This window comes from Streptomyces sp. NPDC092045 (assembly GCF_044756005.1).
Classification (GTDB): Bacteria; Actinomycetota; Actinomycetes; order Streptomycetales; family Streptomycetaceae; genus Streptomyces.
Genome location: NZ_JBIVSC010000011.1, coordinates 70,929 through 95,291 on the forward strand (window position 1 = coordinate 70,929; position 24,363 = coordinate 95,291).

General features: G+C 75.0%; 18 protein-coding genes. 11 read left to right on the plus strand and 7 right to left on the minus strand.

Going from position 1 to position 24,363, the window contains the following annotated elements; all coding sequences use genetic code 11:
* Positions 1-60 precede the first annotated feature (60 nt).
* Positions 61-1,128 carry an alkene reductase gene (locus ACIQKA_RS23600; protein WP_402542322.1) on the minus strand — a complete coding sequence of 356 codons (1,068 nt, stop codon included), beginning with the start codon at positions 1,126-1,128 and terminating at the stop codon, positions 61-63.
* 141 nt (positions 1,129-1,269) lie between these two features.
* Between ACIQKA_RS23600 and ACIQKA_RS23605 the strand changes: the two genes are divergently transcribed.
* Positions 1,270-1,779 (plus strand): MarR family winged helix-turn-helix transcriptional regulator, encoded by a 510-nt coding sequence (locus ACIQKA_RS23605; RefSeq protein ID WP_383432518.1) that lies wholly within the window; start codon positions 1,270-1,272, stop codon positions 1,777-1,779.
* Between the two features lie 19 nt (positions 1,780-1,798).
* On the opposite strand, the gene ACIQKA_RS23610 is transcribed toward ACIQKA_RS23605, so the two are convergent.
* The gene (locus tag ACIQKA_RS23610) at positions 1,799-2,857 is read right to left on the minus strand and encodes an aminotransferase class V-fold PLP-dependent enzyme (RefSeq protein WP_383441568.1); all 1,059 of its coding nucleotides are present in this window, start codon (positions 2,855-2,857) and stop codon (positions 1,799-1,801) included.
* Between the two features lie 150 nt (positions 2,858-3,007).
* Entirely contained in the window at positions 3,008-3,712 is a 705-nt protein-coding gene (locus ACIQKA_RS23615; RefSeq protein WP_391096728.1) for a DsbA family protein, read from the minus strand.
* Between the two features lie 306 nt (positions 3,713-4,018).
* On the opposite strand from ACIQKA_RS23615, the gene helR reads away from it, so the two are divergent.
* The 6 genes from helR (at position 4,019) to ACIQKA_RS23645 (ending at position 14,814) form a co-directional block, all read left to right on the plus strand.
* Positions 4,019-6,205, plus strand: coding sequence for an RNA polymerase recycling motor ATPase HelR (gene helR / locus ACIQKA_RS23620; protein ID WP_383441564.1), 2,187 nt, complete (start codon positions 4,019-4,021; stop codon positions 6,203-6,205).
* A gap of 530 nt (positions 6,206-6,735) precedes the next feature.
* Positions 6,736-8,184 carry a peptidoglycan D,D-transpeptidase FtsI family protein gene (locus ACIQKA_RS23625; protein ID WP_383148939.1) on the plus strand — a complete coding sequence of 483 codons (1,449 nt, stop codon included), beginning with the start codon at positions 6,736-6,738 and terminating at the stop codon, positions 8,182-8,184.
* Positions 8,185-8,469: 285 nt separating this feature from the next.
* On the plus strand, positions 8,470-8,856 hold the full coding sequence (locus ACIQKA_RS23630) for a hypothetical protein (protein ID WP_383149215.1): 387 nt from the start codon (positions 8,470-8,472) through the stop codon (positions 8,854-8,856).
* Positions 8,857-9,097: 241 nt separating this feature from the next.
* Positions 9,098-11,164 (plus strand): SpoIIE family protein phosphatase, encoded by a 2,067-nt coding sequence (locus ACIQKA_RS23635; protein ID WP_383148941.1) that lies wholly within the window; start codon positions 9,098-9,100, stop codon positions 11,162-11,164.
* On the plus strand, positions 11,161-13,977 hold the full coding sequence (locus ACIQKA_RS23640) for a SpoIIE family protein phosphatase (protein WP_402542325.1): 2,817 nt from the start codon (positions 11,161-11,163) through the stop codon (positions 13,975-13,977). The genes ACIQKA_RS23635 and ACIQKA_RS23640 overlap by 4 nt, the downstream gene beginning before the upstream one ends.
* A 36-nt stretch (positions 13,978-14,013) precedes the next feature.
* On the plus strand, positions 14,014-14,814 hold the full coding sequence (locus ACIQKA_RS23645) for a hypothetical protein (RefSeq protein WP_402542326.1): 801 nt from the start codon (positions 14,014-14,016) through the stop codon (positions 14,812-14,814).
* 250 nt (positions 14,815-15,064) lie between these two features.
* On the opposite strand, the gene ACIQKA_RS23650 is transcribed toward ACIQKA_RS23645, so the two are convergent.
* Positions 15,065-16,117: an AraC family transcriptional regulator gene (locus tag ACIQKA_RS23650; protein ID WP_402542327.1), complete on the minus strand. Its 1,053-nt coding sequence runs from the start codon at positions 16,115-16,117 to the stop codon at positions 15,065-15,067.
* 55 nt (positions 16,118-16,172) lie between these two features.
* Here ACIQKA_RS23650 and ACIQKA_RS23655 point away from each other — a divergent pair, with 55 nt between their 5' ends.
* Positions 16,173-16,412 (plus strand): hypothetical protein, encoded by a 240-nt coding sequence (locus tag ACIQKA_RS23655; protein ID WP_383432532.1) that lies wholly within the window; start codon positions 16,173-16,175, stop codon positions 16,410-16,412.
* 36 nt (positions 16,413-16,448) lie between these two features.
* Entirely contained in the window at positions 16,449-17,663 is a 1,215-nt protein-coding gene (locus ACIQKA_RS23660) for a TerD family protein (protein WP_383148949.1), read from the plus strand.
* 57 nt (positions 17,664-17,720) lie between these two features.
* On the opposite strand, the gene ACIQKA_RS23665 is transcribed toward ACIQKA_RS23660, so the two are convergent.
* Both ACIQKA_RS23665 and ACIQKA_RS23670 read right to left on the minus strand, forming a co-directional pair.
* Complete coding sequence (locus ACIQKA_RS23665; protein ID WP_383432534.1) at positions 17,721-19,169, minus strand: alkaline phosphatase PhoX; 1,449 nt, start codon at positions 19,167-19,169, stop codon at positions 17,721-17,723.
* Positions 19,170-19,472: 303 nt separating this feature from the next.
* Positions 19,473-20,936, minus strand: a complete 1,464-nt coding sequence (locus ACIQKA_RS23670) for a hypothetical protein (protein ID WP_383432536.1) — start codon at positions 20,934-20,936, stop codon at positions 19,473-19,475.
* 222 nt (positions 20,937-21,158) lie between these two features.
* On the opposite strand from ACIQKA_RS23670, the gene ACIQKA_RS23675 reads away from it, so the two are divergent.
* Complete coding sequence (locus ACIQKA_RS23675; RefSeq protein ID WP_390106151.1) at positions 21,159-22,994, plus strand: endonuclease/exonuclease/phosphatase family protein; 1,836 nt, start codon at positions 21,159-21,161, stop codon at positions 22,992-22,994.
* 248 nt (positions 22,995-23,242) lie between these two features.
* Complete coding sequence (dapA, locus tag ACIQKA_RS23680) at positions 23,243-24,136, plus strand: 4-hydroxy-tetrahydrodipicolinate synthase (RefSeq protein WP_402542329.1); 894 nt, start codon at positions 23,243-23,245, stop codon at positions 24,134-24,136.
* On the opposite strand, the gene ACIQKA_RS23685 is transcribed toward dapA, so the two are convergent.
* Positions 24,115-24,324: a hypothetical protein gene (locus tag ACIQKA_RS23685; protein ID WP_386368210.1), complete on the minus strand. Its 210-nt coding sequence runs from the start codon at positions 24,322-24,324 to the stop codon at positions 24,115-24,117. The genes dapA and ACIQKA_RS23685 overlap by 22 nt on opposite strands.
* Between the last annotated feature and the right edge of the window lie 39 nt (positions 24,325-24,363).

Genomic DNA, 24,363 nt, shown 5'->3' on the forward strand with positions numbered 1-24,363 from the left:
CTGGGAGGGGCGGGAACCCGGCACCGGGGTCCCGCCCCTTCGCGTCGTGCGCCCGGACGGTTACAGCGCCGGGTAGTCCGTGTAGCCGCGGTGGTCGCCGCCGAAGAAGGTGGCGGGATCCGGGGTGTTGTAGGGGCCGCCGGCCCTCAGGCGGGCGGGCAGGTCGGGGTTGGCGATGAAGAGGGCGCCGTAGGCGACGAGGTCGGCGGTGCCGTCCTCGATCAGGGCGAGGGCGTCGGGGCCGGTGGGGCCCTCGGTGGCCGGGTTGAGGACGAAGGTGCCGGAGAACGCCTTGCGCAGGGCGAGGGTCAGCTCGCGGACCTCGGGCGCGGGCTCCGTGACGTGCAGGTAGGCGATGCCGATCGGGTCGATCGCGGCGACGAGGGCCGGGTAGATCGCGTCGGTGTCGGTCTCCTCGATGTCGTTGTAGGTGTTGGCCGGGGAGATCCGCAGGCCGGTGCGCCCGGGGCCGATCTCGGCGGCGACCGCCCGGACGACCTCGACGGCAAAGCGAATGCGGTTCTCGACCGGGCCGCCCCACTCGTCGGTGCGACGGTTGGAGCCGGTGGCGAGGAACTGCTGGACCAGGTAGCCGTTGGCGCCGTGGATCTCGACGCCGTCGAAACCGGCCTCGACGGCGTTGCGGGCGGCGGCGGCGAAGCCCGCGATCGTCTCCCGGACCTCGTCGGCGGTCAGCTCGCGCGGGGCGACGAACTCGATGAGGCCGCTGCCGGCGTAGAGCTTTCCGGCCGGGGCGACGGCGGAGGGGCCGACGGGGTGGAGGTCGCCGCCGAGGACCTCGGGGTGGCTGATCCGGCCGGCGTGCATGAGCTGGGCGAAGATCCGGCCGCCCTTCTCGTGGACGGCGTCGGTGACCTCGCGCCAGGCGGCGATCTGCTCGGCGGTGTACAGGCCGGGGGTGTCGGGGTAGCCCTGGCCGACGGGCGCGGGCTGGATGCCTTCGGTGATGATGAGGCCGGTGGAGGCGCGCTGGGCGTAGTACTCCGCGACGAGCGGGGTGGGGGTGCGGCTCAGTCCCTCGGCCCGGCTGCGGGTCATGGGGGCCATGGCTATGCGGTTGGCGAGCCGGGTGCCGGCGAGGTCGATCGGATCGAAGGCGGTGGTCATGGCGATCCCTTCGCACAAGGTATGTGGTCGACCAAGTATCCGGCTTGTGTGGTCGGCCAAATATCTGGTTCGGACGCCACTGTAACCCATTCATTGGCCGACCAAGGTAATCTTTGCGTGACGACGTCTCGAGGAGCCCCCGTGTCAGGAACCGACCCCGTCTGTACCGAGCCGCCGCTCGCCGCCACGCGCTGCGGGCCCGTCGGCCACTCCCTGGCGCGGGTCGCGCGGATGCACCGGATCGCCATGGGGCGGCGGCTGCGCGAGCTCGGGCTCTACCCGGGCCAGGAGCTGATGATGATGCGCCTGTGGGACTGCGGTCCGGTCCGGCAGTCGGAGCTGATCCAGTCCCTGGGCCTGGACCCGTCGACGGTGACGAAGATGCTCCAGCGGCTGGAGCAGTCCGGCCACGTCCGCCGGGGCCCGGACCCGGCGGACCGGCGCGCGGTCCTGGTCGAGGCGACGGGGAAGGGCCAGGCCCTGCGCACCGGCGTCGAGGACGTCTGGCGGGACCTGGAGTCGCTCTCGCTCGACGGCCTCTCCCCGGCGGACGGGGCGGAACTGGCCCGGCTGCTCGACCTCGTCGCGGAGAACCTGCGCGAGGAGACGGGGGAGGCGGGCGACTGCCCGCCGGGGGCGACGGTCTGCTGAGGGGCGGCCCCCTCGCGCCTCAGCCCGCCAGGACGTCCAGGGCCCGGTCCACGTCCGCCGCCGTGTTGTACAGGTGGAAGGAGGCCCGCAGGTTGCCCGCGCGGGCCGAGAGCAGGACGCCGGCCCTCTCCAGGGCGTCCGCGCGGTCCCCGAGCCCCGGGACGGCGACGACCGTCGAGTCGTCCGCGACCGGCTCGTGCCCGAGGGAGCGGAGCCCGGCGCGGAAGCGGGCCGCGAGCCCCTTGTCGTGGGCCTCGATCCGCTCGATGCCGACCTCTTCGAGGAGGGCGAGCGAGCGGGCCGCCCCGTGGTACGAGAGGAAGGCCATCGGCTCGTCGAACCGGCGCGCGGAGCGGGCGAGTTCGCGGACCGGTCCGTAGCTGTTGGCCCAGCGCTCCTCGCCGGTGACCCAGTTGGCGTGGATGGCGACGAGCGAGTCCTGCGCCTCCTCGGTGACGGTGAGGAAGGACGCCCCGCGCGGGCAGAGCAGGTACTTGTAGCCGCCCGCGACCGTGTAGTCCCACTCCCCCGCGCGCAGCGGCAGCCAGCCCGCCGCCTGGGTGGCGTCCAGGAGGGTGCGGGCGCCGTGGGCGGCCGCGGCCTCCCGCACCGCCGCGAGGTCGGCCGTCCGGCCGTCCGACGACTGCACGACGGAGAGGGCGACGAGGTCGGTCTCCGGGCGCACGGAGGCGGCGAGCCGTTCGAGCGGGGCGAAGCGGACCTTGAGGTCGCCGCGGATCGTGAAGGGGGTGATGACGGAGGAGAAGTCGCCCTCGGGGAGGAGGACCTCGGACCCGGCGGGCAGCGACTGGGCGATCATCCCGCAGTGCACGGCGACCGAGCTGCCGACGGCGACGCGCTCGGGGGCGACCCCGGTGAGCCGGGCGAAGGCCGCCCGGGCCTCGTCGACGATCTCGAAGCTCCCGGACCCGCCGGGGCGCCCGTCGGCGGTCTCCCGCGCGAGGAGCGTGACGGCCTCGACCGTGCGGCGGGGCATCAGCCCGCAGGTGGAGGTGTTGAGGTAGGTCTTCTTGGGCGCGAACTCGGCGCCGCCGAGCGGCTGGTCGAGGGAATCCATGGCCCCACCCTGGATCCCCGGTGATCGTCCGTCAATCGCGGCCCCACCCGGGGGAACGTCCAAGCGCGGCTTATCGTCGCAGGTCGGAGCGGGTGAGGGGGCCCGACCCGGGACGGCGGGAGCCGGAATCCGGGCCGGGGCGGGACCGGCTCAGGCCCCGGGGACCTCGCAGCCGTCCGGGCCGCAGGCCTCCGCGTCGGCGCCGAGCGGCTGGAGGGCGCGGCCCTGCCAGGCCTGTTCGAGGGCCTGGGTGAAGACCTCGGCGGGCTGGCCGCCGGAGAGGCCGTAGCGGCGGTCGAGGACGAAGAACGGCACGCCGTCGGCGCCCAGTTCGGCGGCCTCGCGCTCGTCCTCGCGCACGTCGTCGGCGTAGGCGGTCCCGTCGGCGAGGACGGCGCGGACCTCGGCCTCGTCGAGACCGGCCTCCACGCCGAGCGCCACCAGGGTCCCGGTGTCGAAGACGGAGCGCTCCTCGGCGAAGTTGGCCCGGTAGGCCAGGTCCAGGAGTTCGCCCTGCCGTCCGCGCGCCTTGGCGAGGTGGAGCAGCCGGTGGACGTCGAAGGTGTTGCCGTGGTCGCGGCCCTCGGTGCGGTAGCCGAGCCCCTCGGAGTGCGCGTTGGAGGCGACGTGCGCCTCCATGGCCCGGGCCTCGTCGAGGGTGCGGCCGTACTTCTTCGCCAGCATCTCCAGGACGGGGGCCGTGTCGCCCTTGGGGCGGCCGGGGTCGAGCTCGAAGGAGCGGTGCACCACCTCGACGTCGTCGCGGTGCGCGAAGGCCGCGAGCCCCTTCTCGAAGCGTGCCTTTCCGATGTAGCACCAGGGGCAGGCGATGTCGCTCCAGATCTCGACGCGCATGGGTTCTCTCCGGGGGTGTGACGAAGGGTCCGACATGGGGTGTTCCGTGCGGGGAACGCTCCCACCGGCCTCTCCATTCCTGCCGCGGCCCCGGTGTGAGGCGGAGCACGGGGCAGTCGCCGCCGGGCGCGAGGGGGTGGCTTCTTCCGGGGGACGATCCACCCCGGCGGGGGACGACCCACCCCTCGCCACTCTCAACGTATAGCGCACAGGGGGGCTTGCGGCAAGGCCCCCTCCGTGGCGCAGAATCGCCGATCTGCCCGGAGAGGTTCCGGGTCGGAAGCCGCGAAACGGGAGATCCACCACGTGCCCACCTCTTCGTCCGCCCCTCTCCGCGCCACCGCCGCGACCGGCGCGTTCGACCTGCCCGACCGGCTCTCCGCCAAGGCCGACCCGGCGCTGATCGCCGCCGACGAGCGGCACTTCGCCGCCGTCGCGGAGAGCCTGGAGCGGTCCGTCGCCGAACTGTCCGGGCGGCTCGACGCCCTGCGGAGGGCGCCCGGCGGCATCGGGCGCGAGGCGATGGAGCGGGACTCCGAGATCCACCGGCTGACCGCGCGCCTGCGGACCCTGCGCCGCTTCGGCCTCGACCTCTGCCTGGGCCGGGTCGTCGGCGCGGACGGTTCCGAGCCGGTGTACGTCGGGCGGCTCGGGCTCACCGACGACACCGGCCGCCGCCTGCTGATCGACTGGCGCTCCCCGGCCGCCGAGCCGTTCTTCGGGGCGACCCACGGCAACCCGATGGGGCTCGCCAGCCGCCGCCGGTACCGCTGGACCGGCGGCCGGATCGGCGACTACTGGGACGAGGTGTTCACCGCCGAGGGCCTGGAGGGGCACGCGGCGCTCGACGACCAGTCGGCGTTCGTCGCGAGCCTGGGCGGCAGCCGCTCGCCCCGGATGCGCGACGTGCTCGCCACCCTCCAGGCCGACCAGGACGCCGTCGTCCGGGCCGGCTCCCGGGGCGCGCTCGTCGTGGACGGCGGCCCGGGCACCGGCAAGACCGTGGTCGCCCTGCACCGCGCCGCCTACCTCCTGTACGCGGACCCGCGCCTCGGCCGCCGCGGGGGCGGCGTGCTGTTCGTCGGGCCGCACCAGCCGTATCTGGACTACGTCTCCGACGTCCTGCCCGGTCTCGGCGAGGAGGGGGTGCGGACCTGCACGCTGCGGGACCTCGTCGCGGAGGGGGCGGGAGCGGTGGCCGAGGAGGATCCGGAGGCGGCCGCCCTGAAGTCCTCGGCGGACATGGTGGGGGCGATCGAGACGGCCGTCCGGTTCTACGAGACGCCCCCGGCGGAGGCGACGACGGTCACGACCCCGTGGGGCGAGGTCCGGCTGACCGCCCGCGACTGGGCGCGGGCGTTCGGGGCTCCGGAGGCGGGGACCCCGCACAACGAGGCGCGCGAGCAGATCCGGGAGGAGCTGGCCGAGATCCTGCGGGACGGGCTCGGCGCCGACGTCCCGGAGGAGGAGTTCCGGGCGTCGCTGCGCGGGGACCGGGAGCTGACGGCCGCGCTCCACGGCGCGTGGCCGCTGATCGAGGCGGCCGACCTGGTCGGGGACCTGTGGACGGTCCCCGCCTACCTGCGCCTGTGCGCGCCCTGGCTCGGCCCGGACGAGGTGCGGCGGCTGCGGCGGACGGACGCGGACGCGCACGCGTGGACGGTGTCCGACCTGCCGCTCCTGGACGCGGCCCGCCGGCGGCTCGGCGACCCGGAGGCGACGCGGCTCGGGCGCCGGCGGGAGGCCGCCGTCGCCGCCGAGCGCGCCCGCCGGGCCGAGGTCACCGCGAGCCTGCTGGAGAACGTGGTGATCGACGAGAGCGAGGGCGCGATGGGGATGCTGCGCGGGCGGGACCTCCAGGACAGCCTGATCGACGAGGGCGCGCTGCCCGCCGCCGCGCCGGACCCGCTGGCCGGTCCCTTCGCGCACGTCGTCGTGGACGAGGCGCAGGAGCTGACCGACGCGGAGTGGCGGATGCTGCTCGCGCGCTGCCCGTCCCGGAGCCTCACGATCGTCGGCGACCGCGCCCAGGCCCGGCAGGGCTTCACCGAGTCGTGGCGGGAGCGTCTGGAGCGGGTCGGGATCGACCGGATCGAGGTGGCCTCCCTGAGCGTCAACTACCGGACGCCCGAGGAGATCATGGCGGAGGCGGAGCCGGTCGTCAGGGCCGCGCTCCCGGACGCCAACGTGCCGGTGTCCGTCCGCCGCGGCGGCGTGCCCGTCGCGTACGGGCCGGCCGGGGACCGGGACGCGGTCCTGGACGCCTGGCTCGCGGAGCACGCGGAGGGGACGGCCTGCGTCATCGGCGACCCCTCGTTCCGCGAGCGGCCCCGCGTCCGCTCCCTGACCCCGTCCCTCGCGAAGGGCCTGGAGTTCGACCTGGTCGTCCTCGTCGACCCGGAGGCGTTCGGCGAGGGCGTCGCGGGGGCGGTGGACCGGTACGTCGCGATGACCAGGGCGACGCGGAGCCTGGTGGTCCTGAGGAGCGCCTGACGCGGGCGGGACCCCCTCGCGTACGGGGTGCGGTCCCCGTGCCGGAGGAGGCCGTCTCCCCCGTGCGGCGGAGGCGGTTCGCCGGGCGGGAGGAGGGGGCGTACGGGGCCCGCGCGGGAGCGCGGGGGCATGATGACATCGGCCGCACGCCGCCCCGCCCCGGTACCGACCGCACACCGCCCCGCTCCGGTACCGACCGCCGCCGTCGGCCGGGGCGCGCCCGCCGCGGGCCGCCGGGCCGCGGTCCCGCGGGCCCGCGCGGACGGCTCCTTCGGCGCGTCGCCCGTCCCGTCGGCCGAGGTCCGGAGGAACTCCTCCCACACCTCGTCCGGCACCGACGACCCGCCCCGTTCCCCGCCCACTCCCGGCCCCTCCCCGTTCCCCGTGGTTCTCCACGTGCTCGCGGCCCCTCCCCCGGGGGCCTCCGCACGATCACACAGCCGATCGAACGAATCCGGACATGAAGGTTCGCTGAGAAACGGGACGCGACCGGAACGTCCGCCACCGCTCCGTTCGTCCCGACAAGTGCGATGAACAAGACGATCAGGCACACCTCGGTCTTCGTGCTGCTCCTCGTGCTCGCCCTCCTGGGCCGGGCCACGTGGGTGCAGGCGTACGAGGCCCGGGCGCTCGCGGACGACCAGAAGAACCGGCGGAAGACGATCGCGCAGTACGCGCAGCCGCTCGGGAACATCGTCGTGGCCGGCTCACCGGTCACCGGCTCGGAGAGGACGGAGGGTTCGGACCTGGAGTACCGGCGGACCTACACGGACGGCGAGCTGTACGCGGCCGTCACCGGCTACGGCTCGCAGGCGTACGGCGCCACCCAGCTGGAGGGCATCTACGCCGGCGTCCTCGACGGCACCGACGACCGGCTGAAGAACCCGCTGGACGCGGTGACCCGCGAGAGGCAGGAGCCGGGCACGGTCCTCACCACGATCGACCCCGCCGTGCAGAAGGCCGCCCACCGGGCGCTCGGGAGCAAGAAGGGCGCGGCCGTCGCCGTCGACCCGGTCAGCGGCCGGATCCTCGCCCTGGCCTCCACGCCGTCCTACGACCCGTCGAGGATCTCCGGGACGAACGACGGGGCCGCCTGGCGGGAACTGACCGGCGACGCGGACAAGCCGCTGGTCAACCGGGCGCTGCGGCAGCCGCTGCCGCCGGGCTCCACCTTCAAGCTGGTCGTCGCGGCGGCGGCCCTGGAGGACGGCCTCTACCGCTCGGTGGACACGGCGACGGAGAGCCCCGACCCGTACACGCTGCCGCACACCCGGACCGTGCTGCGGAACGAGAACGCCTCGGCGCCCTGTGAGAACGCGACGATCCGCACCGCGCTGCGGTACTCCTGCAACAACGTCTTCGGCAAGATGGCCGCCGACCTGGGGCAGGACAAGGTGCGGGCCGTGGCGGAGAGGTTCGGCTTCAACGACTCCGAGCTCGACGTGCCGGTCCGGGCGCACGCGAGCGTGTACCCGTCGAAGATGGACCCGGCGCAGACGGCGCTCAGCGGCATCGGCCAGTTCGACGTGACGGCCACCCCGCTCCAGATGGCCATGGTGTCGGCGGCGATCGCCAACGACGGGCTCCTCGCGGCCCCGCACATGGTGTCGGAGGTCGTCGACTCCGACGGCGACGCGCTGGCCTCGTTCGAGGACGGGGACACCCGGCGGATCGTCTCGTCCGCGACGGCCGCGCAGCTGCGGAGCGCGATGGTGACCGTGGTGGAACGGGGCACCGGCACGAACGCGGCGGTCGCCGGGGCGGAGGTCGGCGGCAAGACCGGCACCGCGCAGCACGGCGAGAACAACAGCGGGACGCCGTACGCCTGGTTCACCTCGTACGCGAAGGACCCCTCGACCGGGAAGCAGGTCGCCGTCGCGGTGATGATCGAGGACTCGGGCGCGGCCCGCTCCGAGGTCAGCGGCAACGGCCTGGCGGCGCCGGTGGCGCAGAAGATGATGGCGGCGGCGCTGAGGTGAGCGGCGGAGGACGGGGGCGGTGACGTGACGGCGCCGATGACGTGACGGCGGGGCGGTGGCAGCGGCGGGGCGGTGGCAGCGGCGGGGCCGAAGCGACGCGGGGCGGGGCCGAAGTGACGCGGGGCGGGGCCGAAGTGACGCGGGGCGGGGCCCGATTGGCCGTCGGGCCCCGTCACGCGATATGCAGGGGCGCGCTCACATCCGAGCACACATTCGATCCGTACCCCTGCTCCCACCTCGCGGAGGACCGCCGTGCGTCTGCCCCGTTCCCTGTCCGGCTGGACCATGGCGGTCTTCGGCGTGCTCGCCGCCGCGCTCGGCGTGGTGGGCCTGGTCGTCCCGGACGCCCTGCTCGCGGTCATGGGCTTCGAGCCGGTGCCCGACGGCGGGCGCGCGGACGGCGACCACACCCTGGTCTTCCTGACGGCCTCCTCGATGGCCGCGCTCAACATGGGCGTCTACTACGTCCTGGCCTCGCTCGCCGACTGGAAGGCCTTCTTCCGCTGGACGGTCCCCTTCCGCCTCCTCACCTGCGCGGTCTTCACCCTGGCCGTCCTCACCGGCCGCGCCCCGGCCGGCTTCCTGGGCGTGGGCCTGTGGGAGGGCGTCGGCGCGCTCGTGACCGGAGCGGCGCTGCGGTACGAGACGAGGAAGGGCTCGGACGCCCCCTAGGGCGTGTGTCGAAAGTCCCGCCTGCCCGGCGGCGCCCGGCACGCACGCTCGCGGCGTTGTCGGGATCACCCCGATACAACCAGTATCGGGGCGACCCTCCGCCTTGCGATCGCACGCACCGGACACCGCCGGGCCTGCCCTCCGGGCAGACGGCGCTACTTTCGACACACGCCCTAGGTGCGGCGCGGCCTCCGGGCGGGGAGCATGGAGGAAAAGCGCGGGCGCGGCGGGAGGAGGCAGGGTGACGGCCGGTTCCTTCCCTGGGACGGCGGGGCGGGTCGGGGTGCCCCTGGACGGCAAGGGGCTGCTCGACGTGCTCGGGGTCGCGGCCATCGTGGTGGACGCGCGCGGCCGGATCGTGCTGTGGAGCCCGCAGGCCGAGAGCCTCTTCGGCTTCCGCGCCGAGGAGGCCCTCGGCGAGTACGTGGCCCGGCTGATCGTCGGCGAGGACCACCGGGAGGAGGCGATGCGCCTCTTCGGCGAGGTGCTCGCCGCCGGCACGACCTGGTCGGGCACCTTCCCCGTACGGCACAAGGACGGCTCATCCCGGCAGGTGGAGTTCCGCAACATGCGGCTCACCGACGACCTGGGCGGGCTCTACGCCCTGGGGATCGCCGCCGACCGCTCCGTCGTCGAGCGGGTCGAGGCCGAGCTGGCCCTCTCCGACCGGCTGGTCTCCCAGTCCCCGATCGGCCTCGCCGTCTTCGACACCGCGCTGCGCTTCGTCCTGGTGAACCCGGCCCTGGAGCGGATCAACGGCATCCCCGCCGCGCTGCACACCGGGCGGCGGATCTCCGACATGCTGCCGGGGATCGACGCGCCGGGGGTGGAGGAGGCGCTGCGGACGGTCCTGGCGACGGGCGAGCCGCTGCTCGACCACCCGACGGTGGGCCGCACCCCGGCCGACCCGGACCGCGACCACGTCTGGTCGGTGTCCTTCTACCGCCTGGAGGGGGGCGAGGGCCGGGTCCTGGGCGTGGCGGCGTCGGTGATCGACGTGACCGAGCGGCACCGCGCGGACGCGGAGGCGGACCGGTCCCGGCGGCGGCTCGCGCTCATCGCGGAGGCCTCGGCCCGGGTCGGCACCACCCTGGAGGTGGAGCGGACCGCCGACGAGCTGGCCTCGGTCGTGGTGCCGGCCCTCGCGGACGTCGCCGCCGTCGACGTCCTGGACTCCGTCCTGTCGCTGCGCAGGCCGGGCGCGCCGGACGAGGGGCCCGCGCTGTTCCGGGCGCTCGCGGTGAAGGCGGCGGGGCCGACGGAGGCGCTGCCGGCCGCCGACCCGCCGGGGTCGGTCGCGATGTACGGGGCGGACCGGCTGGTCACCCGGTGCGTGCACACGGGGCTGCCGGTCCTGGTGGAACGGGTCGGCCCCGGTGACCTGTCGCGGATCGCGCGGAGCCCGGAGGCGGCGGAGATGCTGGCCAGGGCCGGGGTCCACTCGTACCTGGCGGTGCCGCTGATCGCGCGCGGCGAGGTGCTCGGCGCGCTCGACATGAAGCGGGACCGCAACGCGCTGCCGTTCGACGGGGACGACGTGCTGCTCGCGACGGAGCTGGCGGCCCGGGCGGCGGTGAGCATCGACAACGCGCGCTGGTACCAGAGCGTGCGGAACTCGGCGGTGACGCTCCAGCGCAGTCTGCTGCCGGGGGCGCCGCCGGCCCGGGCGGGCCTGGAGGTCGCGGCCCGCTACCAGCCGGCGCAGGCGTCGAGCGAGGTCGGCGGGGACTGGTACGACGTGATCCCGCTGCCCGACGACAAGACGGCGCTGGTCGTCGGGGACGTGATGGGCAGCGGGATCGACGCGGCGGCGACGATGGGCCGGCTGCGGACGGCGACCTGCGCGTTCGCGGACCTCGACCTGTCCCCGGCGCAGGTCCTGCGGCACCTGGACCGGATCACGGAGGGCCTGGAGCACTACATCGCGACCTGCCTCTTCGCCGTGCACGACCCGGCCAGGGAGCGGTGCCGGATCGCGAACGCGGGCCACCTGCCGCCCGTGCGGGTCCCGGTGGACGGTCCGGCCGAGCTGGTGCGGCTCTCGACCGGCGTGCCGCTGGGGGTGGGCGGCGGCACCTTCCGGACGGCCCGGGTGCCGTTCCGGCCCGGTGACCGCCTGGTGCTCTACACGGACGGTCTGATCGAGACCCGCGACGAGGCGATCGACGAGCGGCTCGCGCTCCTCGTGGGCCTGCTGGACGAGGCGCGCGGGCCCCTGGAGGAGACCTGCGACCTGCTGCTGCGGGCGCTGCGCCGGCCGGGCGCGCCGGACGACGTGGCGCTCCTGATCGCCCGGAGCACGGGATGACCGCGCGCGGGCGGCGGGAGGACCCGGGGCCCGGCGCCGGCCGGGGGCGGAAGCGGGCCCGGCGGGAGAGGGGGAGGCGGCGCGAGACCGGTCTGCGGAGTGTCGCCGGGCAGGTCTTCGCCCTGGAGGCGCTGATCGCGCTCCTGGTGATCGTGGCGGCGGCGTTCGTCACGTTCCACCAGGAGCGGCGGGACACCGAGCGGGACGCCCGGGCCCGTTCGCTCGCGGTGGCGGAGGCCCTCGCGAACGCCCCGGGCATCGACGCGGCACTGGCCTCGCCCGATCCGACGGCGCGGCTCCAGGACGAGGCGGAGGCGATCCGGCGGGCCACGCGGCTCGACTTCATCGCGATCCTGGGTCCGGACGGGATGCGGTACACCGACTCGCAGCCGGACCTGATCGGCCGCCGGGCGGTCGGCGACCTCTCCCGGGCGGCGGTGGACGGCGAGTCGTACACGGAGATCTTCCAGGGCGCGCCGAACGACGCGGTGCGGGCCGTGGTCCCCGTGGTGAACGACCGGGGCAGGATCGTCGGCCTGGTGACCAGCGGCATCGAGGTGGAGAACATCGCGCACTCCGTCCGGGACCGGCTGCCGCTGCTCGCCGGGGCGGCGGGCGGCGCGCTCCTGGTGGCGGTGGGCGGGGCGGCCCTGGTGAGCCGGCGGCTGCGGCGGCAGACGCACGGGCTCGGGCCGGCCGAGATGACCCGGATGAAGGAGCACCACGAGGCGGTGCTGCACGCCGTCCGGGAGGGCGTCCTGATCATCGACTCCGACCACCGGCTGCTGCTCGCCAACGACGAGGCGCGCCGGCTGCTCGGCCTCGGGCCGGAGGCCGAGCGGCGGCACGTCTCGGAGCTGGGCCTCGACCCGCGCACGGTCGAGCTCCTGGAGTCGGGGGAGGCGGCGACCGACGAGGTGCACCGGGCGGGCGACCGGCTGCTCGCGGTGAGCGTGCGGCCCACGCTGCCGCACGGCTCCGAGTCCGGCTGCGTGATGACGATGCGGGACACCACCGAACTGGCGGCGCTGTCCGGCCGGGCGGCGCTGGCCCGGGGCCGGCTCCAGCTGCTGTACGAGGCGGGGGTCAGGATCGGGACGACCCTGGAGGTCGTGCGGACGGCGGAGGAGCTGGCGGAGGTGGCGGTGCCGCGGTTCGCGGACTTCGCCACGGTGGAGCTCCTGGAGCCGGTGCTGCGCGGGGAGGAGCCGTCCGAGATCGTGGCGACGGCGGCGGCGACGGCGGAGATGCGGCGGACGGCGCTGAGCGGGGTGCGGGGGGACCGGCCGCTCCAGCCGGTCGGGGACACCGTCCGCTTCGACGTGCCCAGCACCCCGATGGCCATGGCGCTGTCCTCGGGGCACGCGGTGGTGCAGCCGGAGCTCGCGGCGGCGGAGGGCTGGCGGGCGCAGGACCCGGAGGGGGCGGCGCAGGCCCTCGCGTACGGGATGCACTCGCTGCTCACGGTGCCGCTGCTGGCCCGCGGGGTGGTCCTCGGGATGGCGAACTTCTGGCGGGCGGACACGCAGGAGCCGTTCGGGGAGGAGGACCTGTCGTTCGCGGAGGAGCTGGCGGCGCGGGCGGCGGTCGCGATCGACAACGCGCGCCGGTTCACCCGGGAGCACGCGATGGCGGTGTCGCTCCAGCGGAGCCTGCTGCCCCGGGTGCTGCCGGAGCAGAGCGCGGTGGAGGTCTCGTACCGCTACCTCCCGGCGAAGGCGGGGGTGGGCGGCGACTGGTTCGACGTGATCCCGCTGCCGGGGGCGCGGGTGGCGCTCGTGGTGGGGGACGTGGTGGGGCACGGGCTGCACGCGGCGGCGGCCATGGGGCGGCTGCGGACGGCGGTGCACAACTTCTCGACCCTGGACGTGCCGCCGGACGAGCTCCTCGGCCACCTCGACGAGCTGACGGGCCGGATCGACTCCCGGGAGTCGGAGGGGGTGGACGGGGAGGGGCGGCGGCGCGACGAGGGGATCACCGGCGCGACCTGCCTGTACGCGATCTACGATCCGGCGTCCGGGCTGTGCACGGTGGCGAGCGCGGGCCATCCGGGGCCCGCGCTGGTGGCCCCCGACGGGCGGGTGGAGTTCCCCGAGCTGTCGCCGGGGCTGCCGCTCGGGCTCGGTCTGGGCGAGGCGCCGTTCGCGTCGACGGAGCTGCGGCTGCCGGAGGGGAGCAAGCTGGTGCTCTTCACCGACGGCCTCCTGGAGGACCACGGGCGGGACTTCGACACGGGGCTCGGGCTGCTGCGGTCCACGCTCGCCCGTCCCGACCGGACCCCGGAGCAGACCTGCGCGGACGTCCTGACGGCGCTCCTCCCGCCCTCCCCGCGCGACGACATCGCGCTGCTGGTGGCGCGGACCCGGCTGCTCGACCGGGAGCGGATCGCCGAGTGGGAGGTGGCGCGGGATCCGTCGGCGGTGTCGCCGGTGCGGAACGCGGCGGCGGTGAAGCTGTCGGAGTGGGGGCTCGACGGGCTCGCGTTCTCGGCGGAGCTGATCCTCAGCGAGCTGATCACGAACGCGGTGCGGTACGGCGCGGACCCGGTGCGCGTGCGGCTGCTCCACGACCGGACGCTGATCTGCGAGGTCTCGGACGGCAGCAGCACCTCGCCGCACCTGCGGCACGCGGCGGCGACGGACGAGGGCGGGCGCGGGCTCTATCTGGTCGCGCAGTACGCGGAGCGCTGGGGCACGCGGTACGGGCGGCGCGGCAAGACGATCTGGGCCGAGCTGCGGGCGGGCGCGGGCGGGCCCGAGCCGGTGGAGGCGGCGGTGCCGGACCTGGACGCGCTGGAGGACCTGGCCTGGTGAGGGCGGGGGGGGGCGGGGATTCGCTAGGGTGCGCGGATGCCAGACACGCGTACGCACGGCGGTTATCGGACGGGCGGCCTGTGGGCCGGGGTGGGGATCTCGCTCGGCGCGGTGGTGATCGGCTCGGGGCTCGCCCTGTTCGCCATGCTGGAGTACGACGAGCGGTGCGCCCACGGCATGGTCCAGGGGCCCGGCCGGCTGCTGCGGACCCGGAACCAGGCGTTCCCCCCGGCCACCGTCTGCGAGTTCGAGCGGGGCGAGGTGTCCTCCCTCGGGAGTTCGTGGCTCCCGGAGGCGCTCCTCTGGGCCGCCCTGGCGGTCCTGGTCGTCTGCCTGTTCGCGGCGCTGGTGGCGGACTGGTTCGAGCCGCGCCCCGGCGACCCGCTGGTGGAGCCGAGGAGCAGGGCCGAGCAGGTGAGCCGCACGGGCGCCGCCTTCCTCGCGACCGGTTCCCTCTTCCTCCTGCTGTACGCGCTGGCCGGCTGGGAGCTGCTCGCCGGTCCGTCGTCGGCCTGTTCGGCGGGCGGGGGCTGGGGAAGCCTGCCGCCCAGGACGCTGGAGTACTCCTTCTTCCCGCCGCAGGCGACCTGCCAGTACCGGAGCGGCGGCACGGCCCTCCTCACCCCCGACTGGCTGTCCTCCCTGACGGCGCTCGCCGCCCTCCCCGCCCTCGTCGCCGGCACCGGCTTCGTCCTGGCGTGGCGCCGCCGCCGGGAGGAGCGGCGGGGCGCCGGGGGACGGGGGCGCGGGGTGCGGGACACGGCGGGCGGAAACACCGCGCGGGAGCACGCAGGACCCGGCCGGACTGATACGGGGGAGCCGGCCGGGTCCGGGTGACCGTCCGCGTGGGCGGGCCGGACCCGCTCACCGTAGGCCCGGCCGAAGATCGTCGCGAGCCGCGGAACGCGGAGCCTGTCCGGAATGCGCGACGGATCGGAGCGGCGGAAGCACGGCCCGGCCGGAGCGCGCGCCCCCGGCGGTCCGGCCCCGGGCCACGGCGACGAACACCGGGCCCCGGCCGCGGCTTTGGCCCGATACCGCCGCCGGGGCCGGAGGGCACCGGGTCGAGCGGCCCGCACCGCTCCCGTCAGCCCTCCGACCGCAGCGTCCGGGACGGGGACTCGCCGTACTTCTCGCGGTAGCGCGCCGCGAAGCGGCCCTGGTGGCCGAAGCCCCAGCGCCAGGCCACCTCGCTCACGCTCGCCTCGTCCGGCGCGGCCGCCCGCAGCTCCTCGCGGACCCGGTCGAGCCGGACCTCCCGCACGTACGCCATCGGGGACATCCCCACGTACTCCCGGAAGGACTCCTGGAGGCGGCGCACGCTCACCCGGGCCAGGGCGGCGAGTTCGGTCGTGGTGAAGGGGTGCTCGGGGCGTTCGCGCACCGCGTCCATCGCCCGTTTGACCGGCGCCGGGCGCCGGGCCTCCCCCGGGTGGTCGAGCGCCTCGCGCCAGGGGTGCTCGGCGGCCAGGAGCAGCCCGTTGAGCAGTGCCTCCTGGAGGGGGCCGGCCACCAGTTCGTGCCGGGCGAGGCCCTCCCCGGCCAGTGCCCCGTACGCCACCTGGCGGGCGAAGCGCACCCAGCTCAGGCCGGGGCCGCGCGTGATGTCCAGGTGCGGCGCGAAGACGAGCGGGCCGCGCGGCGGCCGGCCCGTCAGCCGTTCGAGGCGCTCGCGCAGCGCCGCCGCCCCGATCTTCACGGCCAGGGTCCGGCAGTCGCCGCTCCAGCGGTCCAGGAAGGTGTCCCCCGCCGGATCGAGCAGCAGCGCCCCGGCGACCGTCGCGACGAGCGGCGGGCCACCGCCCTGGCGCAGCTCCATCGTGCCGGTCAGCGGGGCGTTCAGGTGGTAGGCGCCCAGCTCCCCGAAGCTCATCCGGACGTCGGCCCCGCAGCTCAGGTCGCCGATGACCAGCGGCCCGAGGACGACGGTGTCGAAGCGCGCCGCGAAGGGCCGCGACCGGCGTTCGACGAGTTCCATGCGGCTCGTGTAGTACCGGGCGTCGAGCTCCTCGCGCGCCTCGTCCACGTCCCCCGTACGGAACGAGCCCCCGCCCGCCGGCCTCTCCCGCACCGCGCCCCCGCCCCGCCCCGCCGCCCCGACCGCGTCCGCCGCCGTTCCCCCGGCCCCCACAGCACCCATGGGGCGAAAGAATATTCATATGACGGATCTGACCGGGAACGGCAGGATGCCCGTCATGCCACGACCTCATGGATTCACGTACGAGCAGCGGCGCGACGGCTCCGTCGTCCTCACCCACCGGGGGCGCGCCGCGGGCGTGCTGCGCGGCGGGCGCGCCGAGAAGTTCCTGGCGGAGGTGGAGTCGGGCGACGCCCAGCTCGTCATGGCCCGCTGGACGGGCGCGTACCGCTTCGGCAACGAGCGGCAGGCCGCGAACCACCCGCGTAACCGGGGTGGCCGAACCGGGCGAAGGTAAGGGAACGGCAAAGGGGCCCGGATCGTTAGCCCTGGCATGACCGCTATGACCCCCGGCTCGAACATCCCTCTCACCGCCACGCGCGTGGCGGTGGACGTCGCCGCCCCGGTGCGACTCGACGTCTCGGGCCTGCTGCTCGGCGCCAACGGCAAGGTGCGCTCGGACGACGACTTCATCTTCTACAACCAGCCGGCCGGACCCGGTGTCACCTACCGCTCCGGCGGCGGGACCGCGCCCGACGCGATCCTGGTCGACACCGGTGCCCTGCCGGCCGGCGTCGAGAGGATCGTCGTCACGGCGAGCCCGGACGCCGCGGGCCAGACCTTCCAGGGCGTCGAGCCCACGGCGACGATCCGCGACGCGGACGGCGGCGGCGTGCTCGCCACCTTCACGCCGCCGCGGCTCGCTACGGAGACGGCGCTCGTGGTCGTCGAGATCTACCTGCGCAACGGCGCGTGGAAGGCCCGCGCCGTCGGCCAGGGCTACGCGAACGGGCTCGCCGGCATCGCGACCGACTTCGGCGTCTCGGTGGACGACGAGCCGGCCGCGCCCCCGGCCCCCGCCGCACAGGCCGCGCCCCCGGCCCCGCCCGTCGCCCCGGCGGACCCCCGGGTCGCGCCCCCCGCCCCTCCCGCTCCCCCGGCCGCCCCCGCCGCCCCCGCTCCCGGCGCCGGCAAGATCAACCTCGACAAGGGCCGGGTCAGCCTCCAGAAGAACCAGACGGTGTCCCTGGTCAAGGGCGGCCGTCCGCTGCTCTCCCAGGTCAAGATGGGCCTCGGCTGGGAGCCCGCCTACCGGGGCAAGGACATCGACCTGGACGCGTCCGTCATCGCGTACGGACCCCAGCGCAACCACCTGGACAGCTGCTACTTCGGCAAGCTGACCATCCTCAACGGCTCGGTCAAGCACTCCGGCGACAACCTCACCGGCGAGGGCGCGGGCGACGACGAGGTGATCACCGTCGACCTGGGCCGGCTGCCCGCCGAGGTCTCCGGCCTCGTCTTCACGGTCAACTCCTTCTCCGGCCAGAAGTTCACCGAGGTCGCCAAGGCCTACTGCCGGCTGCTCGACGCGGCGACGGGCGAGGAGCTGGTCCGCTTCGACCTGACCACCGCCGAGCCGCAGACCGGCGTGATGATGGCCAAGCTGATCCGGCAGTTCTCCGGCGAGTGGGAGATGACGGCGATGGGCGAGTTCGTGAAGTCGCGGACCGTCCGGGGCATGGTGAAGCCGGCCGCCCAGGCGCTCTGAACGACCGGCCCGACGGGGGGGGCTCCCGGGGATTCCCCGGGAGCCCCCCGTCCCGTCTCAGCGGCGGGGCTGGCGGCGCCAGGGGCCGGTGATCGCGACCATGATGCCCGGGTCCTGGATGTTGGCGAACAGCGTGTCGCCGTCGGGCGAGAAGACGACGCCGGTGAACTCGCTGCCGTTGAGGTCGTTGCGGGCGATCGGGTACGTGCGGCCGGAGTCGGTGGCGCCGAAGAGGTGCTGGACCCCTTCGCCGTCCTCGGCGATGACGAGCCCGCCGTACGGCGAGACGGTGATGTTGTCGGGGCCGTCGTAGGCGCCGTCCGCGTCGGGGTTCGCGTTCACGCCGAGCAGCACCTTGAGGGTGAGGGTGCGGCGCTTCGGGTCGTAGAACCAGACCTGGCCGTCGTGCGCGGCGCCCGGGCTCTCGTCGCGCGCGTAGGAGGAGACGACGTAGGCGCCGCCGTCCGCCCACCACATGCCCTCCAGCTTGCGGGCCCGGGTGACCTGCCCGGCCGCGAACTGCTTGCGGACGGGGGTGGTGCGGGCGTCGCGGTCGGGGACGTCGACCCAGTCCACGCCGTAGACGGTGCCGATCCGGGTGGCGCGGGAGAGGTCGTCGACGAAACGGCCGCCGGAGTCGACGCACTTGAAGGCCTGGAGCACGCCGGCGTCGTCGGCGAGGGCGCGGAGCCTGCCGCGCCCGTGCCGGAAGCCCTTCGGCGGCACCCAGCGGAAGAGCAGCCCGTTGGGGCCGGACGCGTCCTCGGTGAGGTAGGCGTGGCCCTGCCGGGGGTCGACGACGACGGCCTCGTGCTCGTAGCGCCCGAAGGCCTTGACCGGCTTCGGGTTCCGGTTGGCCCGGCGGTCGTGCGGGTCGACCTCGAAGACGTATCCGTGGTCCCTGGTCATGCCGTTGACCCCGGCGAGGTCGGCGTTCTCCTCGCCGGTCAGCCAGGTGCCCCAGTCGGTGCGGCCGCCCGCGCAGTTGGTGGAGGTGCCGGCGATGCCGACCCACTCGGCCACCGTGCCGTCGCGGTGCACCTCGACGACGGTGCAGCCGCCGGCCGCGGCCGGGTCGTAGACGAGGCCCTCGGCGAGCGGGACGGGGTGGGTCCACTTGGAGCGGGGGCCCTTGAGCTCGTGGTTGTTGACCAGGTACGTGGTGCCGCGCGGGCCCGCGAAGGCGGCGGTGCCGTCGTGGTGGGAGGGCGTGAACTCGCCGGACTCCAGACGGGTCACGCCGCTGTGGGTGACGACGCGGTAGGAGAACCCGGCGGGCAGGGCGAGCATCCCCTCCGGGTCGGCGACCAGCGGCCCGTACCCGAGCGCGTGGCCGTGCCCGTGCCCGTGGTCATGACCGTGCCCGTGCCCGGCTCCGTACGCCTGCGGCTCGTCGGACGCGAGCGCCTCGGGGGCGGTGGCGAGAGCTCCGACGACACCGGTGAGGGCGAGCCCCGCACCGGCGACGGCGGACTGCTGGGTGAACTCTCTGCGGTTGAGCGGCATGGTGGCGGGGTCTCCCTGTGGTGGCCGGATCTCGCGGCCACCTTCCCGCGCCTCCGCGAACACCGCCTGAACGCCACCGGAACACCGCCGGGCGCCCGGGGTCACCGGACACCCGGCGGCACCTCCTCCCGCCGTACCGACAGGAGCCGTACGCAGCCGTACGCACGGGAGGCGTACGCACGGGAGGCGTAGACGTCAGGAGCCGTACGCACAGAAGCCGTACGCGCGGCAGGCGTAGACGTCAGGAGCCGTACGCGCGAGAGGCGTACGCGCGCAAGCCGTACGCGTCAGCAGCCGCGCCCCTCAGGCGCCGCCCTGCGACCGCGCCTTGAAGGCGGCCTTGCGGGCCTCCTTCGCCGCGCCCTTGTCGCGGTGCAGCCGGCCCATCGCCTCCAGGACCTCCGCCGTCGCCGGGTGCGCCACCCGCCAGGCCGCCTCGAAGAAGCCGCCGTGGCGCCCGGTGAGGCCCTCGATCAGCTCCTGGAGCTCCTCCAGGTCACCGTCCGCGTCGAGCTGGGCCGCGATCGTGTCGATCGCCAGCCAGAAGATCATCGACTCCGGCGGCGCGGGCACGTCCGCCGCGCCGCGCTCCGCGAGCCAGACCCGGGCCAGGCCGCCGAGCTCGGCGTCGTCCAGGACCTCCCGGACGGCGGGCTCCGCCTCCGGCCCGACCAGGGAGAGGGTCTGCTGGCAGTGGAGGCGGCGGAGCGGGGAGCCCGCGTCGGAGCCCCGGGCGGCGTGCAGCAGTTCGCGGGCCGCGCCGAGGGCGTCGCGGCCGGCCAGCCAGACGGCGGTCTCCTCGCGGGCCGCGGGCTCCGGGTAGCCGGCGATCCCGTCGAGGAGGGCGTCGGCGCCCTTGCCGGCCAGGTCGCCGACGGCGGGCGCGTCGACGCCGGCCTCCAGCATCCGGGCCCGGACGCCGTAGAGGCCGAGCGGGGTGAGCCGGACCATGCCGTAGCGGGTGACGTCCTCGTCGTCGACGGAGACGGCGGGCTCCTCGCCCTCCTCGACCATCAGGGCCTCGTCCAGGGGCTGGTACTCCACGAGCCCGATCGGCTCCAGCATCCGGAACTGCTCGTCCAGCCGCATCATCGCGTCGGAGACCTGCTCCAGGACGTCGTCGGTGGGCTCGCCCATGTCGTCGGGGACGACCATCGACGCGGCGAGCGCGGGCAGCGGCACCGGGCCCTCGCCGGCCCCGCCCTCGCTGACGGTCAGCAGGTAGAGGTTGCCGAGCACGCCCTCCAGGAACTCGGCCTCGGCCTCGGGGTCCCAGTCGAGGGCGTCGACGTCGATCTCGCCGTCCTCGCCGAGGAGTTCGTCGAGGTCGTCGAGGACGGGGGCGACGGCGTCCGCGAAGACGGTGTCGAAGCCGTCCAACCAGAGCGCGAGGACGTCCCGGGGCGCACCGCCGGTGAGGAGCGCCAGGTTCTCGCCGGGCGCGGCCCGCCCGGGGACGTCCTCCTCCCCGGCCTCCCCGGCCGCCTCGCCGTCCTCGATCTCCACGAGGCCGGTGTCGACCGCGAGCCGCCAGGCGTCGCCCGCCCGGAACTCGCCCTCTTCGCCCGCCGGGAGGCCCAGGACCCCGGCCGCCGCCGGGAGCTGCTCGTCGACGAGTTCGCCGCCCGCGTCGACCCGGGTGTCGGGGCCGGCCCAGCGGGCGAGCCGGGCCGCGTCGGCGAGGAGGGGGGCGGCCAGGGCGTCCCGCGCCAGCTCCGCGTCCGCACGCAGCCGAACGGGGGGAAGGGTGGGGTGGTCCGCTGACATCTGGGGGGCTCCTCGGCGCGTGCGGGGTGAGCGGGTGGAAGGGGCTCGGAGAGTGGTCTCGGAGAACCGTCCCAGCGTAGACGCATCCGGGAGGGCGTCCGCCGGTTCACGGATCCGTCAGCCTTCGTACACCCGTCGACCCTTGACAAGTGGGGTGCCCTGCCAAGAGATTGACGCGCGTAGATCCATCTGCCGTTCCTCCCAGCACCCTCGGAGTCCCCGATGTCTTCCTCCATACCGAGAAGCGCGGCCGTCGCCGCCGTCGTGTCCGCCGCCCTGGCCGCCGGCCTGCTCGCCGGTTCGGCGAGCGCGTCCGCCGAGGACGGCGCCGGCGTCCGCATCCACGACATCCAGGGCACGACCCGCGTCTCGCCCCTGGTCGGGCAGCAGGTCACCGGTGTCACGGGCGTCGTGACCGGCGTCCGCACCTACGGCTCGCGCGGCTTCTGGATCCAGGACCCCACCCCCGACGCGAACCCCGCCACCAGCGAGGGCCTCTTCGTCTTCACCGGCTCCGTCCCGACCGTCGCGGTCGGCGACGCGGTGAGCGTGAACGGCACGGTCACCGAGTACGTCCCCGGCGGCCTCGCCTCCGGCAACCAGTCGCTGACGCAGCTCTCCAAGCCCGTCGTCACCGTCGTCTCGCAGGGCAACCCGGTGCCGGCCCCGGTGACGATCTCGTCCTGGTCCGTCCCCGGCGCGTACGCCCCGGCGGGCGACCCGGCCGCGGACGGCTCGATCAACGGCCTGACCCTGAACCCCCGGAAGTACGCCCTGGACTACTACGAGTCCCTGGAGGGCACCAACGTCCGGATCGGCACCTCGCGGGTGGTCGGCGCCACCGACCCGTACTCCGAGCTGTGGGTCACGGTGAAGCCGTGGGAGAACGCCAACCGGCGCGGCGGCACGGTCTACGGCTCGTACGAGGACCAGAACACCGGCCGCCTCCAGGTCCAGTCGCTGGTCCCGACCGCCCAGCAGCCGTTCCCGAAGGCGAACGTGGGCGACGTGCTCGCCGGCGCCACCGAGGGCCCGCTCGACTTCAACCAGTACGGCGGCTACACCCTGACCGCCCGCACCCTCGGCACGGTCGTGGACCGGGGCCTGGAGCGCGAGACCACGGACCGCCAGCACGGGAACGAGCTGGCCGTGGCGACGTACAACGTCGAGAACCTCGACCCGACCGACCCGCAGGAGAAGTTCGACGCGCTCGCCAAGGCGGTCGTGGAGAACCTCGCCTCGCCCGACGTCGTCGCCCTGGAGGAGATCCAGGACGACAACGGCGCCAAGAACGACGGCACGGTGAGCGCCGCCCAGACGGTGAAGAAGTTCACCGACGCGATCGTGGCCGCCGGCGGCCCGGCGTACGACTGGCGCTCGGTCGACCCGGAGAACAACAAGGACGGCGGCGAGCCCGGCGGCAACATCCGTCAGGTCTTCCTCTTCAACCCGGCGCGGGTCTCCTTCACCGACCGCCCGGGCGGCGATGCCACCACCGCGACCGGTGTCACCGGCCGCAAGGGGCACGCGGCGCTGACCGTCTCCCCCGGCCGGATCGACCCGGCGAACGCGGCCTGGGCGGACAGCCGCAAGCCGCTGGCGGGCGAGTTCGTCTTCCGGGGCCGCACGGTCTTCGTCATCGCCAACCACTTCGGCTCGAAGGGCGGGGACGAGTCGATCGTCTCCCACCACCAGCCGCCGAACCGTTCTTCCGAGGCCAAGCGCCTGCTCCAGGCCCAGGCCGTCAACGGCTTCGTGAAGCAGCTCCTCGCGGTCGAGAAGCAGGCCGACGTGCTGGTGGTCGGCGACATCAACGACTTCGAGTTCTCCGGCACCACGCAGGCGCTGACGGCCGGCGGCGCGCTGTACCCGGCGGTGAGGTCGCTGCCGCGCGGCGAGCGCTACTCGTACGTGTACCAGGGCAACAGCCAGGTCCTCGACCAGATCCTGACCAGCCCCGGGATCCACCGCTTCGCGTACGACAGCGTCCACATCAACGCGGAGTTCGCCGACCAGAACAGCGACCACGACCCGCAGGTCCTGCGCTTCCGCCCGTAGGCGCCCGGCAGGCCCCCGCACGCCCGCGCCGCGAGACCCGGCGCGGGCGTGCGCCACCGGGCTCCGGCCCGACGACCGGGACGGCCCCGGGCCGGCGCGTCCGGACCGGTTGCGCCGGGGCGGCGCGCGGCGGTGCGGGGCGACCCGCTCGGTGCCGGGCACGGGCGCACACCCTTCAGCGGCCCTTACCTTTCCGGCCAAGAAGATCTAAGTGGACCTTCAGCGTCCGCCCCGCCCAGACTTCCGGCATGACCACCGCACCGCCTTTCGGCCGCGCGCTCTGCGCGATGATCACCCCGTTCGCCCCCGACGGCGCGCTCGACCTCGACGCGGCGGGCGCCCTCGCCGTCCGGCTCGTGGCGGAGGGCTGCGACGGCCTCGTCCTCAACGGGACTACCGGCGAGTCCCCGACCACCACCGACGCCGAGAAGAACGCGCTGGTCCGCGCCGTCCGGGAGGCCGTCGGCCCCGGCCCCTCGGTCCTCGCGGGCGTCGGCAGCGCCGACACCGCGCACACCGCCGGGCTGGCCCGCGCGGCCGAGGAGGCGGGGGCGGACGGGCTGCTCGTCGTCACCCCGTACTACAGCCGCCCCCCGCAGGCGGCCGTCGAGGCGCACTTCCTGAAGGTGGCGGACGCGACCGGCCTGCCGGTGATGGTCTACGACATCCCCGGCCGCACCGGCACCCGCGTCGAGCCCGCCACGATGCGGCGGCTCGCCGCGCACCCGCGGATCGCGGCGGTCAAGGACTGCGCGTACGACCTGCTCGGCTCGGCCCGGCTGATCGCGGAGACCGGGCTCGCGTACTACTCGGGCTGCGAGGAGCTGAACCTGCCGCTGTACGCGGTGGGCGGCGCCGGCTACGTCAGCACGGTGGCGAACGTGGCGCCCCGCCAGCTGCGCGCGGTCCTCGACGCCTTCGACGCGGGCGACACCGCCGGGGCGGCCCGGCTCAACGCCCGGCTGCTGCCGCTCGCCGAGCGGATGATGGCCTCGGGCCTGCCGGGCACGGTGACCGCCAAGGCCCTCCTCGGCGGCCCGGTGCGGGAACCGCTGCTGCCCGCCGACCGGGAGGCGGCCGACGGGCTGCGCGCGCTCCACGCGGCGCTCCTGGGAGCGGATCAGGCGGAGTCCCCGCTGTAGGTGTGGCCGAGGATCGCGGCGTGCTCCAGGACGTCCTCCAGCGGGTCGTCGATCTGGCCGGTGGAGATCAGGGAGACGTTCGGGCCGTTGTGCGAGTGGAGGTGCGTCTCGTCCGCCGCCGCCGTTCCGGCGGACAGCAGGACCGCCACCGCCGCGAACACCCCGGTGGCCGTGTGCCTCGTCCTCATGTCGGCTCCTCGCCTCGTCTGCGTACGGGACGCTCCGCC

Excerpts from the sequence above, each read along its gene's own strand:
- ACIQKA_RS23600 (WP_402542322.1), bottom strand. The coding sequence starts at position 1,128 with ATGACCACCGCCTTCGATCCGATCGACCTCGCCGGCACCCGGCTCGCC.
- ACIQKA_RS23610 (WP_383441568.1), bottom strand. The coding sequence starts at position 2,857 with ATGGATTCCCTCGACCAGCCGCTCGGCGGCGCCGAGTTCGCGCCCAAG.
- ACIQKA_RS23615 (WP_391096728.1), bottom strand. The coding sequence starts at position 3,712 with ATGCGCGTCGAGATCTGGAGCGACATCGCCTGCCCCTGGTGCTACATC.
- ACIQKA_RS23625 (WP_383148939.1), top strand. The coding sequence starts at position 6,736 with ATGAACAAGACGATCAGGCACACCTCGGTCTTCGTGCTGCTCCTCGTG.
- ACIQKA_RS23630 (WP_383149215.1), top strand. The coding sequence starts at position 8,470 with ATGGCGGTCTTCGGCGTGCTCGCCGCCGCGCTCGGCGTGGTGGGCCTG.
- ACIQKA_RS23640 (WP_402542325.1), top strand. The coding sequence starts at position 11,161 with ATGACCGCGCGCGGGCGGCGGGAGGACCCGGGGCCCGGCGCCGGCCGG.
- ACIQKA_RS23645 (WP_402542326.1), top strand. The coding sequence starts at position 14,014 with ATGCCAGACACGCGTACGCACGGCGGTTATCGGACGGGCGGCCTGTGG.
- ACIQKA_RS23650 (WP_402542327.1), bottom strand. The coding sequence starts at position 16,117 with ATGGGTGCTGTGGGGGCCGGGGGAACGGCGGCGGACGCGGTCGGGGCG.
- ACIQKA_RS23655 (WP_383432532.1), top strand. The coding sequence starts at position 16,173 with ATGCCACGACCTCATGGATTCACGTACGAGCAGCGGCGCGACGGCTCC.
- ACIQKA_RS23660 (WP_383148949.1), top strand. The coding sequence starts at position 16,449 with ATGACCGCTATGACCCCCGGCTCGAACATCCCTCTCACCGCCACGCGC.
- ACIQKA_RS23665 (WP_383432534.1), bottom strand. The coding sequence starts at position 19,169 with ATGCCGCTCAACCGCAGAGAGTTCACCCAGCAGTCCGCCGTCGCCGGT.
- ACIQKA_RS23670 (WP_383432536.1), bottom strand. The coding sequence starts at position 20,936 with ATGTCAGCGGACCACCCCACCCTTCCCCCCGTTCGGCTGCGTGCGGAC.
- ACIQKA_RS23675 (WP_390106151.1), top strand. The coding sequence starts at position 21,159 with ATGTCTTCCTCCATACCGAGAAGCGCGGCCGTCGCCGCCGTCGTGTCC.
- dapA (WP_402542329.1), top strand. The coding sequence starts at position 23,243 with ATGACCACCGCACCGCCTTTCGGCCGCGCGCTCTGCGCGATGATCACC.
- ACIQKA_RS23685 (WP_386368210.1), bottom strand. The coding sequence starts at position 24,324 with ATGAGGACGAGGCACACGGCCACCGGGGTGTTCGCGGCGGTGGCGGTC.